This is a genomic window from Streptosporangium sp. G11 (genome assembly GCF_051192615.1).
GTDB lineage: Bacteria > Actinomycetota > Actinomycetes > Streptosporangiales > Streptosporangiaceae > Streptosporangium.
Map to the genome: position 1 here is coordinate 39,443 of NZ_JBPJUQ010000039.1, position 12,482 is coordinate 51,924.

The 12,482-nt window shown below is 72.6% G+C and carries 8 protein-coding genes; 4 read left to right on the forward strand and 4 right to left on the reverse strand.

Annotated features, from left to right (window positions below):
• The first annotated feature begins 153 nt into the window (after positions 1–153).
• Both ACSDR0_RS29870 and ACSDR0_RS29875 read left to right on the forward strand, forming a co-directional pair.
• Complete coding sequence (locus ACSDR0_RS29870; RefSeq protein WP_435292232.1) at positions 154–1,089, forward strand: NAD(P)-dependent oxidoreductase; 936 nt, start codon at positions 154–156, stop codon at positions 1,087–1,089.
• 620 nt (positions 1,090–1,709) lie between these two features.
• Complete coding sequence (locus tag ACSDR0_RS29875) at positions 1,710–2,126, forward strand: Fur family transcriptional regulator (RefSeq protein WP_435292233.1); 417 nt, start codon at positions 1,710–1,712, stop codon at positions 2,124–2,126.
• A gap of 156 nt (positions 2,127–2,282) precedes the next feature.
• Here ACSDR0_RS29875 and ACSDR0_RS29880 read toward each other — a convergent pair whose 3' ends face one another.
• Together ACSDR0_RS29880 and ACSDR0_RS29885 are read right to left on the reverse strand one after the other, a co-directional pair.
• Positions 2,283–5,498 (reverse strand): poly(A) polymerase, encoded by a 3,216-nt coding sequence (locus tag ACSDR0_RS29880; protein ID WP_435292234.1) that lies wholly within the window; start codon positions 5,496–5,498, stop codon positions 2,283–2,285.
• Positions 5,499–5,500: 2 nt separating this feature from the next.
• Positions 5,501–7,417 (reverse strand): RNA ligase family protein, encoded by a 1,917-nt coding sequence (locus ACSDR0_RS29885; protein WP_435292235.1) that lies wholly within the window; start codon positions 7,415–7,417, stop codon positions 5,501–5,503.
• A gap of 341 nt (positions 7,418–7,758) precedes the next feature.
• On the opposite strand from ACSDR0_RS29885, the gene ACSDR0_RS29890 reads away from it, so the two are divergent.
• Positions 7,759–8,742 (forward strand): YgfZ/GcvT domain-containing protein, encoded by a 984-nt coding sequence (locus tag ACSDR0_RS29890; protein ID WP_435292236.1) that lies wholly within the window; start codon positions 7,759–7,761, stop codon positions 8,740–8,742.
• Between the two features lie 317 nt (positions 8,743–9,059).
• On the opposite strand, the gene dtd is transcribed toward ACSDR0_RS29890, so the two are convergent.
• Positions 9,060–9,485: a D-aminoacyl-tRNA deacylase gene (gene dtd / locus ACSDR0_RS29895; RefSeq protein ID WP_435292237.1), complete on the reverse strand. Its 426-nt coding sequence runs from the start codon at positions 9,483–9,485 to the stop codon at positions 9,060–9,062.
• A 57-nt stretch (positions 9,486–9,542) separates the two neighbouring features.
• Between dtd and ACSDR0_RS29900 the strand changes: the two genes are divergently transcribed.
• Positions 9,543–10,493, forward strand: coding sequence for an asparaginase (locus ACSDR0_RS29900; protein ID WP_435292238.1), 951 nt, complete (start codon positions 9,543–9,545; stop codon positions 10,491–10,493).
• 29 nt (positions 10,494–10,522) lie between these two features.
• Here the strand turns inward: ACSDR0_RS29900 and ACSDR0_RS29905 are convergent, their stop codons facing one another.
• Positions 10,523–12,340, reverse strand: a complete 1,818-nt coding sequence (locus tag ACSDR0_RS29905) for a DUF2207 domain-containing protein (protein WP_435292239.1) — start codon at positions 12,338–12,340, stop codon at positions 10,523–10,525.
• Positions 12,341–12,482 lie beyond the last annotated feature (142 nt).

The following is a 12,482-nucleotide window of genomic DNA, read 5'->3' on the forward strand; positions in this document are numbered from 1 at the left end:
GTCCGGGTCGGCATTCACCCGGAGATCGTCTTGCCGGACGGGAAACGGGAGGAGCCTGCGGGCCGGTTGATGACGGTCCGATCACTGTCGAGACCGATCGTGGCGTTCGTGGAAAGCTCCCAGATACCTAAATTTCCTGAAAAAGGAGGCGCGGTGAAACCACGAGCACTCGTACTGGCGCCGATGCGAGGTCAAGAGTGGAATCGCCTGAGAGAGCTGATCGACGTCCACTACGACCCGGCCGAGCATCGCCCCCACCAGGCGGCCGAGCTCGCCCGGCAGCTCGCGGACACCGGCGCGCGCATCCTCATCACCGAGTCCGACGAGGTCGCCGGTCCGGTTCTTGACCTTCCCCTGCTGGTGGTGGGCTGCGCCCGCAGCGAGGCGGGGAACGTGGACCTCCCGGTCGCCACGGCCAAGGGCATCCCCGTCGTCTGCGCCCCGGGGCGCGATGCCGACGCGGTCGCCGAGCTCACCCTCGCCCTGATCCTCGCGGTGACCCGCCGGGTGGCGGTCGGCGACAGGGAGATCCGGCGGGGCATGGCCTCCTACCGGGGGCACCGCGCGTGGGAGCTCGCGGGCCGGACCGTCGGCCTGATCGGTTACGGGGCGGTCGGCCGCGCCGTGGCCTGGCGGATGAAGGGGCTGGGCATGCGCGTCATGGTCCACGACCCCGAGGCGGCGGAGAACCGGTACGGGCTCGACGCCCTGCTGACGCAGGCCGACGTCGTCTCCGTGCACGCCTCCCCGTCGGTGGGCCCGCTGGTCGGCGCGGTGGAGTTCGCCGCGATGAAGCCCGGAGCGATCTTCGTCAACACCGCGGACGAGGCCCTGCACGACATGGACGCTCTGGTCGGAGCCCTGAGGGCGGGCCATCTCGGCGGCGCGGCCCTCGACCGGTTCGCCGGGGAGTGGCTCGACCCGGCCCACCCGCTCGCCGACATGGACAACGTGGTGCTGACCCCTCATCTGGGCTCAGGGACCTACGACACCGAGATCAACCACACCCGGATGATCTGCGAGGACATCGTCAGGATCCTCGGCGGCGAGCGCCCGCTGCACTGCGCCAACCCCGACTTCCAGAATTGACGGCCGACTGAAGGGAAGCCCCCGGAAGGAAGGCACTGGAAAGACTCTGGAAAGGCTCTGGAAAAGGGAAGAACCCCGGGCCACTTCCCCCTGCTCGGCAGGAGGGCCGGTGGACTACAGGCGGGATCGCCCGCCTCCGGCGGCCCGGGGTTCCGGTGATTGTCATGGATTCGCCGAACGTCGCCAGACGCCCGGACAGAGTCCGGTCGCGGCGTCCTAGCGGACAGCCACCTCGCTAGCCCAACTATGATCAACCATCGTTCGGACCACCTCCTTTCGGCGTGCCTGTACGTTATGAAACTCCGCGCCCCCAGGGCAAATGAATTTTCCCGGCCCGTTGCCGTCTCCGAAGTCAGCCTTCTGACCAGCCTCGATGCGGCTCGACGAGCAACCGGCGGGGCGGTTCGCGAAGTCGGCGCACACCGGTTTCCGCCCGTCGGCCTCCGGCTTCCGCCCGTGGCGGCGACCGGCCCTCATCTGGAACGGGCGACATCGACGGCGAAACCGTTGTAGATGTCGTGTGCCGGAGGCGGAGCCCGGTTTCCGGCACCGGGCCGTCGTTCCCCGGCCCCCCGGCCGGAGAACGACGAGGACGGCCCCGGTGCTCATAGACTCTGGACATGACCGAGACGTCATGGCATGAGGAACTGCGGGCGCGCGGTTACCGCGTCACTCCGCAACGCCAGCTGGTGCTTGAGGCGGTCAAGGCCTGCGAGCACGCCACCCCCGAGGAGATCTGCAACCGGGTGCGGGAGACCGCGCGCGGGGTGAACATATCAACCGTTTACCGGACCCTTGAGCTCCTTGAGGAGCTCGGCATGGTCACCCACTCCCATCTCGGGCACGGCGCCCCCACCTACCACCTGACGGCCGAGGCCGATCATGTGCACCTGGTCTGCCGTGGCTGCGGGGAGATCAGCGAGGTCAGCCCCGACCTGGTGGAGAATTTCGTCGACAACCTCGACCAGAAGCTCGGGTTCCTCACCGACGTGCACCACCTGACGGTCTTCGGCCGCTGCCGCAACTGCCGTGACTGACGGTTGGGCCGAGGGCCGCGACGCCCGGCGCGTATCGGTGGGGGCGCTGGGGAGCACCCGCCGGCGGCGCCGGACACGGGTGCCCCGGTGATTTCCGGCGCCGGCGCGTGAGGACGAGGGTTCACCTCCGGCCGCGCCACCCGGGCAGGCGCGTGATCAGCGAAGTGTCGGCACCTCGCCGCCCTCCGTCCACTCGACGCCGACTCCGCGCAGGCCGGCCGCCCACGGAGCGGTGATCTCGGCGAGTCGGGCCGCGTCCGGTGGCGTGCGGCCGAGTCCTACGGCGTACCGGGCCGTTCCCGGGCCGGTCTCGAACGGCCGGGGCCAGGCGTGCGCGTCCCGCACTCCCGCGCGTTCCAGGGAGGTGAGCAGCGCGCGCATCCGGCCCCGTACGCGGCCCAGCGTCACCTCGAACCCCTCGGACCGTCCCACCCGCACGGTCACCACCGCCCAGGCGGTGTGCCGCCGGTGCGACGGCGGTGCCGACAGCAACTCGGGCCGGGGGTCCCGGCCGGTCTCCGCCGCCGCTTCCACGATCTCCCACGCGTTGTAGAGCTCCTGGGTCAGGAGGTCTCGCCCACCGGCGCCGACCTGCTCGCTGCACAGGCGGACCGGGGCCGTGGGAGTCATGATCGACACAGCCGCGCCAGACCTTCCGTCCTGCGGTCCGTACGGGGACCTGGCCGATCCGTCCGGTTTCTCCGGCTCGTCCGCCCTGTTCGGTGGTTCGCCCAGGCCGGTCGACGCGCTTTCCGTTCCCGGTACGGGAGCCTCCGGCCGGAGGACGATCGGCCGGTGCCAGTCCCATGCGGCCCAGGTGCCGAAGAAGTGGCGGAGCAGGTCGCCCGGCGGAAGATCCCCGGCCTCGCGCACCGTCCGCGCGGAGAGGATGGTCCAGGCCAGACCCGGCAGCCCCCCGAACGGAGCCGAATCGAGCCCGCGCGCCCTCGCCCATGCCTTCACCTCCCGGGCCAGCCCGACGAAGGCGGCCCGGCGCTCGCCGACCGAGGCGAGCACGGCGTCGGCGTCGCTGACCGCGCTCAGCGCGATCGCCGAGGCCTCGTCCAGTTCGGTACGGCGCGACACCGCCTCGGCGGGAGTGACGTCCACGGTCCCCGCGATGTTCGCGGCTCCCGCGATGTCTGTGACCGCCGTAATGTCTGTGGCTCCGGCGGTGTTCGTGGCCGCCGTATCCTCCGTGAACTTCGTGATGTCTGTGATCCTCGCGGTGTGCGTGACCTCCGTGACACCCGTGACCGGTACGACGACCAGATCGACGTCCAGGTCGCCGACCCGGAACCGGAGGCCGGGCACCCTGGCGCCGATCACGCGTCGCAACCCGGTCGCCTCCGGCAGGGCCGCCCTCACCCGCGCCTCGACGTCCGCGAGGTCGGCCGTCGAGGGCAGCGCCACCACCAGGTCCAGGTCCGCGTCGGCCAGGGCGCAGCCCAGGCGCCGTGACCCGGCGACGTGGACGACCCCCTCCGTCAGCGAACACCGCAGCCGCTCCACGACCTCCCGGGCTCGGGCCTCCCCGGAATCGTCCTCCGGGGTAGGCGCCGGGGCCGGCGGGGAGCCGGGCAGGTGCGTCCCATGGTCGAGCCAGCGCACCTCGCCCGTTCCGAGGGCGACGGCCGCCCGGGGCCGCATGGGTTCCTCGCCCCGGCGTGACAGCAAGACCAGCTCGCCGACCTGCGCCGTTTCCCTGCCCAGTTGTATCTCCCAGTCGGCGGCGAACCGTTCGGGATCCCGGCCCCTTCCCAAGGTCAGATGCGGTGTGTAGCCGTCGGGGCGGCCCAGGCAGTGTGGGAAACCGCGCTCCAGCGCGGCGCGTAGCGCGGCCCAGGGTTCCGGCCCGCCCGATGCCGGGTCGAGCCAGACCGTGGAGCCGTCACGATGGGAGAAGGCGCGAACGCCTTGCAGACGGGCGGTGAACGGGGGGATCGCGGCCGTGGCGGCGGACAGGACGTGAGCCGCCTGCTCGAAGGAGGATTCCGGTACGAAACCGAACATCACCGTGACGTGCGGCGGCCACCGGCGGCTCTGGGGGTCGTGTTCCCGGCGGATCTCCTGGATCGCCGGCCAGAGTTCGGCCGGGGGGATCCAGACCACCGCCGTCCGCGCCGTCGGCCGCGCGTCGAGGACGCCGGGGAAGCCGTGCGTCTTCGAGGAGTCGGGGATCCCCGAAGCACCGTGCGTCCCCGAGGAGCCGGAGATCCCCGAAGGGCCGTGTGTCCCCGGGGAGCCGGGGACATCGGAGGAGACGTACCCGGTGGCGACGTCCACGACGACGCCGTAGTGGTCCGACACGAACAGGCCGCCGGCCGCCGGGGAGTCGCCCCGCAGAGCCGCGGCCGTGACCCGCAGGTCGTGGCCGCGCAGCAGCACGCGATCGAGCCGGGACGCGCGGCCGGAGAGCGAGGAGAGGGCCGCCAGCGGGTTGACCCGCGGATCGAAGGTGGCGGTCAGGTCGCCGGGGCCGTGGATCTCGGTCCAGGCGTCCCGCAGGCCCAGCACCTCGGCTGGCCCGCTCCCGCCGTCGTTGAGGTCGCCCGCCAGGATCACGTCCCCGTCCACGCCGAGCAGCACCTCGGCGAGCCGGGCGAGTTCGGCTCCACGCCGGGCGGGACCGTTGTCGGAGTGGTCGCTGCTGAGATGCGTGACGGCCACCACGATCGGTCCGGCGGCGGACCCCACCGTGACGGCGGTGACGGCCTTGTGCGGGCCAAGGGCGTGCGCGCCCGCCTCCAGCACGGGCAGGCGGGTGAGCAGGAGGAGTCCGTCGTCGTCGACGTCCCGGCCCGCGGGGTCGGTGCTCAGTGTGTAGGCGGAACGGATCCACGGGGCCCGCAGCAGCATGCCGAGCAGCTCGGCCTCGACCTCCTGCAGCGCGATGACGTCCGCGTCCGCCCGCTCCAGTTGCTCCAGCAGCAGCGGACGGCGCCGCGCGGTGTCCAGCCGGTCGCTGTCGTAGCGGTCCCACAGGGTGTTCCAGGTCAGCACGCGCAGGCACGTCGCGGCCGGAGCGTATCCGGCCGGTACGGGTGGCGCGGGACGCCAGCCCGCGACCGGATCCCAGGCGAACGGCGTCTTGGCCGTGAAGAACGGCGCCCGGAGCCTGCGGGGATCGCGCACCCGGCCGGCCTGCGACGAGTCGATGAGGTCCAGCCCCGCCGACCGGTCCCAGACCGTCTCGCCGTCGGCCTCGACGAACAGGATCCGGTGCCAGGGGATGTCGCCCCCGGGGACGAACGCGGGCAGCGGCAGGCGCTTGGGCGAGGCCCCGCGCACATTTATCCCCAGGACGAACCGCGCCGGGTCGAACCGCGGATCCCAGCGGATCCGGTGGAAGATCTCCTCGCTTGTCCGCATGCTCACACCTCGTCGCGGTCGAGGGCTCCGGCGACGTCGAGGACGGTCCCCTCCGGCCCGATGTACCAGGTACGGTGCGTCTCTCCCGCGTACGGCGGGGAGAAACGGCGAAGCTGGGCCGAGAGCACCTCCGGCGGCACCGGGTGCGCACGGCTCGCGTTGCGCCGGGCCAGCAGGTCGCCGGGGACCAGCATGACCGCCTGCGTCGTCAGCGCGTCGCGCCCCCGGGCCACGGTGTGCACCAGGGAGCGCTGGTGCCGGTTCAGGGCCGTGGCGTCCCACACGACGGTTCCGCCGGCGGCGAGGAGCGCGTCGAGCCGGTGCAGGCCCTCGCGGAGGATCGCCGGATTGGCCCGCTGGTCGGATCGGGATCCACGCGCCTGGCGCAGGTCGTCGAGCGCGACGACGGCGCCGGTGTTCGTGAGGTTTCCGGCGAACGTGCTCTTTCCGCTGCCCGACGGGCCGACCATGACGACGAGCCGGGGAAACCCGCCGGAACGCCAGCGTCGGCTCAGCGCCAGACCTTCCTCGGCCGTGGCGATCCGGCCCAGCGCGTAAGCCTCCCGGGTCTCGGCCCAGCACCGGTCCGCCACCTCGGGTTCGCAGCCGCCGAGCGCCTGGCGCAGGCCCAGACGAAGCGGCTCCAGCGGCGCCTCGCCGAGCAGGCCGGCCTCGTCGGCGTGCAGCTCCGACCACGCGACCTGCTCGCGCGCGCCGGTGGCGTCGCCGTCCGCGCTCCCGGTCAGCGCGGCGGCGGCGACCGCGTGCAGGACTCCCAGGTCGGCCGCGACGGCCAGCCGCACCAGGCCGGTCCTGCGCGCCTCGTCGGGGAAGTCGCGGTGCAGGCGGGGGTGCAGCTCGACGAGGTCGGCGATCCGCCGCGCCAGGGGCATGCCGAGGGGGGCCACCAGGGCGGGCGCCAGCCAGGACCGGCGCGTGCCACGGAACAGGGCGGCCATGACGCCCGCCAGCCGGGCGTCCCCCGTCCGGTCCAGCAGGTCGAGCCTGGCGGAGACGTCGGCCACGGCCGCCTCGGCGCGCTCGACGGCGGTTTCCGGTGGTGCGGGCCTCGCCGGGCCGCCAGTCGTCACTCCCCATCCGGGCGGCGCGGTGGCGGCGCGGGTGTCGACGGCCGGTATCGGGGTGGTGGCGCGGGTGTCGAAGGCCGGTGTCGCGGTGGCCGCGCGGGCACCGGCGGCCGGTGTCGCGTGTCCCGCCAGGTCACCGGTCGTCACCCCCGTCGCGGCGAGGAGCGCCGGCACGTCCGGATCGGCTCCCGAACGCACGTCCCACAGTGCCGCGCCCGGCCCCAGGCCGTTCTCGACGACGGGCGCGAGCATCCAGTGTTCGGTCGTCTGGACATGGCGTGGACGCACCCATTTGGCGATGCGGTGGGGGAACTCCTCCCGGTGGAACCCGTCGACGGTCCGCACGACGTACCCCTCCCGCCGCGCCGGGTCCAGGCGCAGGGCCCGCAGCGTCCGCTCGTCGAAGGTGCCGCGCCACAGCACCGGCGGGACCGGGACCCCCAGCCGCCTGGTCAGGCGCACCGTCCTGTCCCAGTCGAGGCAGTGGTCGCCGTCCCAGACGGAGAAGGCGTAGAACCAGCTCTCCAGGTCCCGGTACTCGATGGAGTGCCGGGCGTAGAGGTTCTCGCCGCACACCCGCCGGCCCGGCGGGATGAACCTGGCGATCCTGCCGTGCAGGGCCTTGACCCACGCGCGGGACGGATGGTGCGCCGAGTCCAGCGAACGGGCGTGCGTCCCGTCCGGGTACAGGGTGGTGTTCTCCCCGTCGAGCTTCTCGGTGACGACGACCTCCCGGCCCACCAGCCCCGACAGGCTCCCGGCACGCACGTCGTCCGAGGCGGCCCCCGGAGACCAGGGCAGGTGAGGAGTGCGGGGATAGTGCACTCGCATGATCTGCTCCCGATGACGAAGTCGCGCTGCGGCGACTGTATGGGAGGCGGCAGGGCAGATCCACACAATAACCGCGCGTCTCGACCGACCCCCGCTCGAACCGCGTGACGAACGGGGCGGCCGATCTCACCGCCAAGGTGGGTGGACGACCCTGTCGATCCTCCGATCGTGTGGTTCGACCGGGCTCGTGTCCGGATCATGTGGCGACCGCCGAGGTGGGCGGAGTCCCGGTGATCCTTTCGTTCCCGAGCCGCCGGAACAGGTGGGTACCCCGGAATCCGCCTCGTGAGCGGGGCGGAGCCGCTGCCGTTCGCACCGGCGGGGCCTCGTAGGCTGTGTGTATGCGAAGCCCTCTGCTGGACACTCCCGGCGCGGTCGCGGCTGAGACCCCCGACGCCGACGTCGCCGGACACTACGGCGACCCGTTCGCCGAGCAGCGCGCGCTGCTCGCCGGAGAGGCGATGGTCGACCGGAGCAACCGCGAGGTCGTCCGGATCTCCGGGCCCGACCGTCTGAGCTGGCTCAACAGCCTCAGCTCGCAGAAACTCGACGACCTGAAACCCGGTCAGCCCACCGAGACGCTCCTGCTGGACGCCCAGGGCAGGGTGGAGCACCACCTCGTCCTCGCCGACGACGGCGAGGCGGTGTGGGCCCACGTCGAGCCGGGCACCGGAGCCGAGGTGGCCGCGTTCCTCGACAAGATGCGGTTCATGCTGAGGGTCGAGGTCGCCGACGTGACGGAGCGCTACGCCGTGGTCTCCGTGGCGGGGGAGGCGCACCCCGGCCTGCCCGAGGGCGCCGTCGCCGTCGGGCGGGACATCCTGCTCCCGCGCGACCTGCTGGCCGGGCGGCTCGGGCTGAGGCTCGCCGGGCTCTGGGCGTACGAGGCGCTGCGGATCGAGGGGCACCGTCCCCGCCTGGGCTTCGAGACCGACCACAAGACGATCCCGCACGAGGTGGGCTGGATCGGCTCGGCCCTCCACCTCAACAAGGGCTGCTACAAGGGGCAGGAGACCGTGGCCCGCGTCCACAACCTCGGTCACCCGCCGCGCCGCCTGGTCTTCCTGCACCTGGACGGCAGCGTCGACACCCTGCCCAAGCACGGTGCCCCGGTGACCCTCGACGGCGCGGAGATCGGTTTCGTGGGGAGCTCGGCGCGTCACCACGAGCTGGGCCCGGTCGCGCTGGCCGTGGTCAAGCGGACCGTGCCGGTGGACGCCACGCTGGAGGCCGGAGGGGTGGCCGCGTCCCAGGAGGTCATCGTGCCGCCGGACGCCGGGCGCAACGTCCAGATCGACCCGAGCCTGCGCCGCCGCATCCGCTGACGACCGACGACCGACGACTGACAACTGACAACTGACGACCAACGACGTCGCGCGTTCCGGGCGGGCCGCTTCGGCAGGCCCGGATGTCGCGTCACGGTGTTCGACCGCTCCGGCCCTCCTGTTCCGCGTGCTCGGACGTCCCGTGTGCTCGGACGTCGCCGTCACGGTCTCCGGCCGCCCCCGAGGTCGCGTCCCGGGCCGTTCCGGCCTCCCCGGGGGCGTACGTACGGTCCCAGGAGGCGCCGGACCCCTGTGATGGGCATGGCCGTTGACAAGCTCCCTGGGTGCCGTACGGTCCCCAGGAGACTTCGGGGGGTTCAGATGTCCAGGACCAGGGTGATCGGGCCGTCGTTGGTCAGCCCGACCTTCATGTCGGCGCCGAACACCCCCGTCTCCACGCGGGCGCCCAGCCCGCGCAGCTCGGCGCAGACCGCCTCCACCAGCGGTTCGGCGACCGGACCCGGAGCGGCGGCCTGCCAGGTGGGACGGCGGCCCTTGCGGGTGTCGCCGTACAGGGTGAACTGGCTGACCACCAGGAGGGGCGCGCCGATGTCGGAGCAGGACTTCTCGCCGGAGAGGATCCGCAGGCCCCAGAGCTTGGCGGCGAGCCTGGCCGCCTCGGCGGGCGTGTCGGTGTGGGTCACGCCGACCAGGACCAGCAGCCCCGGCTCGTCGATCGCCCCGACCGTCACGCCGTCCACCACCACCGACGCTGAACTCACCCGCTGTACGACCGCACGCATGCCCCCATCATCCCGTGTTCCCGGGCATCCCTAGACTTCGGGCGAAAGGAGACAAAGGTGTCTGCTGAGTCATTGTTCGTCGAGGTTGTCCGCTCGGGGTTCGTGGAGTCCACCCATCGGGCGCGAATGCTCGCGGTGGCCGCCGACGGGTCGCTGGTGAGGGTTCACGGGGAGGTGGACGCCCTGGTGTCGCCGCGCTCGTCCATGAAGCCCCTGCAGGCGCTCGCCATGGTGCGCGCCGGGCTCCCCCTGGAGGGGGAGCTGCTCGCGCTGGCGTGCGCGAGTCACGCGGGGGAGCCGTTCCACGTGGACGGGGTACGGAGGATCCTGGCCGGTGCCGGGCTGGACGAGGGCGCGCTCGGCTGTCCGGAGGACCTGCCGGAGGACGTCGCCTCCCGCGACGAGGTGCTGCGCTCCGGCGGGGGTCGGGCCAGGGTCTACATGAACTGCTCGGGCAAGCACGCGGCGATGCTCGCCACCTGCGCGGTCAACGGCTGGCCGCTGGAGACCTACCTCGACCCGGCGCATCCGCTGCAGCGGGCCGTGCGCGCCACGGTGGAGGAGCTGACCGGCGAGCGCGTCGCCGCCAGCGGGGTGGACGGCTGCGGTGCCCCGCTGTTCTTCGTCTCGATGCTGGGCGTGACCCGGGCGTTCCGCGCCCTCGTCAGGGCCGGCCAGGACAGCCCGGAGCGCCGTGTCGCCGACGCCTTCCGCGCCCACCCCGAGTGGACGTCGGGTAGCACCCGCCCGGAGGCCCGGCTGATGCGGGCGGTCCCCGGGTTGCTGGTCAAGGCCGGGGCCGAGGCCTTCGACGCCTTCGTCTTCACCGACGGGCGCTCGGGAACCGTCAAGATCGAGGACGGCGGCCAGCGCGCCCGGGTCCCGGTCACCGTCGCGGCCCTGACCGCCCTCGGCTTCGAGGCCCCCGGGCTCGACGAGCTCGCCGCCGGGGTCCTGCTCGGCGGAGGGCGTCCCGTGGGCGAGATCCGCCTGAGCCGGGTGCCGTGACGTGACGGCCCCGGCTTCCCGCGGGTCGCCTACAGGGAGCGGAACTGGCGGGTGGTGGAGATCGCCCCCGAGGTGGTCATGGTGAAGGTCCGCATCGAGTCGGCGAACCTGGACAGGTCCCACTCGGCCGGGCCGTGATACCAGTACAGGTGGTCGGCCTGCTGGCCGTTGCCGGTGACCGAGGAGACCACGCGGGCCCAGCGGTCGACGCTGTCGAAGATCACGGCGTAGGGCAGGTAGCGGGAGAACAGCTCCACCCGCTGGGCCACCGGGACGTCCCCGCCGATGTCCGCACCGGACAGGTACTCCCTGAAGCCAAGGGTGTGGGCGAGGGCGCCCGCGCCCTTGGCGGTCTTGGCGGGCATGTACTGGCCGCCCACGGCCAGGGCGGCACCGGCGATGATCAGAGCCAGGCCGAGCACCCCGTACGTGGTGAACCAGGCCAGCGCGACGGTGGCGAGGACGCCGAGCCCGGTGAGGACCACGCCGAGGGTCGTCCAGCGGGTGCGGACGGTGTCGGGACGGCGGGCGAACCAGCCCTGCGTGACCACGTCGCGGTAGAGCGCCTCGCGGACCTTGCCCAGCTTGGCCCCGAACGATCCCTGGAGTTCCGAGAGCAGCACCGTGTCACGGCCGTCGAAGATGGCGTCGTAGAGCTCCCGCTCGTAGGGCATCAGCGAGACGACCTGGGCGGCCGGCATCCGTACGAGCCTCCAGTCGGGGGTCTCGTACGTCTGCCGGGGCTGCTCGTCGATCCTGAGGTACCCCCGGACGGCCAGGTCGATGATCGTGGCGGTCACGTCGATCACGTCGGCCTGCTCGTCCATGAGGGTGCCGATCTGGCCGGGGCGGACGCCGTCCGGCGGGGTGAAGTGGCCGTTCTCGACGCCGCTGAGCGAGCCCGACTCGTGGCCGACCACGCGGGCGTCGCGGCCCCGGGTCCGGTAGAGGAGGGCGAGGCCGCCGAGCAGCAGGAACAGCAGGCCGGCCAGCGCGCCGCCGGTGACGGCGTTCAGGGTGAAGGCGTTCGACAGCTCGAAGCGGCGCTCCAGGATCGGCGCGCCCTGGGTGGCACCGGTGGGATAGCCGATCACCACGGTGAGCACCTCACCGGCGCCGAGGTCCTGCTGCCCGAACTCGGCGGTGACGCCCGTGTGGTCCATGGAGGCCTCGGTGCAGGCGATCGCCGAGCTCAGGGGACCGGCGAAGCACGACAGGCTCTGCATCGTGGCCGGCCCGGTCACGCTGACCTTGGCCTGATCGACCGGGACGGACCAGGCGCCCACCGCGTACCACCGCAGCTCCTGGGCGTCGGCCAGCGGCGTGACGGCGCCCTTGACGTCGTACTCCAGGGTGGCGCTTCCGGTGCCCTTCAGGGTGATGGTCTCGCCGGTCAGCGTGGCGTCGCCCTTGAGGCCGGTGACCTGGTAGAGCCGGTCGTTGCTGTCGTCGTATCGGGTCCGGTCGACGATGCCGCGCGAGGGCGCGTCACCCTCGAAGGTGACCTCCTCCTTGACGTGGAGCACGCCGTCCTGCCGGAGCTCCAGCTGGACCGTCGTGCTCGTCACCTTGCCGGCCTGCGCGGACCGTGCGGCCTGCCCGGCCTGCCCGGCCTGCGCGGTCCGTACGGCCCGCGCGGCCTGGGCGCTTCGCCCGGCGTGGGAGGACCCCGCCCCGGCCTGCCCCGCCCGGGGGGACTCCGCGCCGGTCGGGCTGTTCGCCAGGGCCGTGGACACGAGGGCCGTGGACACGGGGGTCGTGGACGCGAGGGCGGGGGACGCGCCGAGTGCCAGCGCGAGGATGGCCGTCGCGGCCAGGCTCCCGGCTGCTCGGCGCGAGAAAGTCACTCGGCGCGAGGGGGTCACTCGGCGCGAGAAAGCCGCTCGGTGCGAGAAAGATGCCGCCATGTGTCGGGAGCTTAGCGAGATCCACTGGCCCGTGACGGCCGACTCGGTATCCATTTTTTCCTACTCATAAACCCATATGTGG

Excerpts from the sequence above, each read along its gene's own strand:
- ACSDR0_RS29875 (WP_435292233.1), top strand. The coding sequence starts at position 1,710 with ATGACCGAGACGTCATGGCATGAGGAACTGCGGGCGCGCGGTTACCGC.
- ACSDR0_RS29880 (WP_435292234.1), bottom strand. The coding sequence starts at position 5,498 with ATGCGGACAAGCGAGGAGATCTTCCACCGGATCCGCTGGGATCCGCGG.
- ACSDR0_RS29885 (WP_435292235.1), bottom strand. The coding sequence starts at position 7,417 with ATGCGAGTGCACTATCCCCGCACTCCTCACCTGCCCTGGTCTCCGGGG.
- ACSDR0_RS29890 (WP_435292236.1), top strand. The coding sequence starts at position 7,759 with ATGCGAAGCCCTCTGCTGGACACTCCCGGCGCGGTCGCGGCTGAGACC.
- dtd (WP_435292237.1), bottom strand. The coding sequence starts at position 9,485 with ATGCGTGCGGTCGTACAGCGGGTGAGTTCAGCGTCGGTGGTGGTGGAC.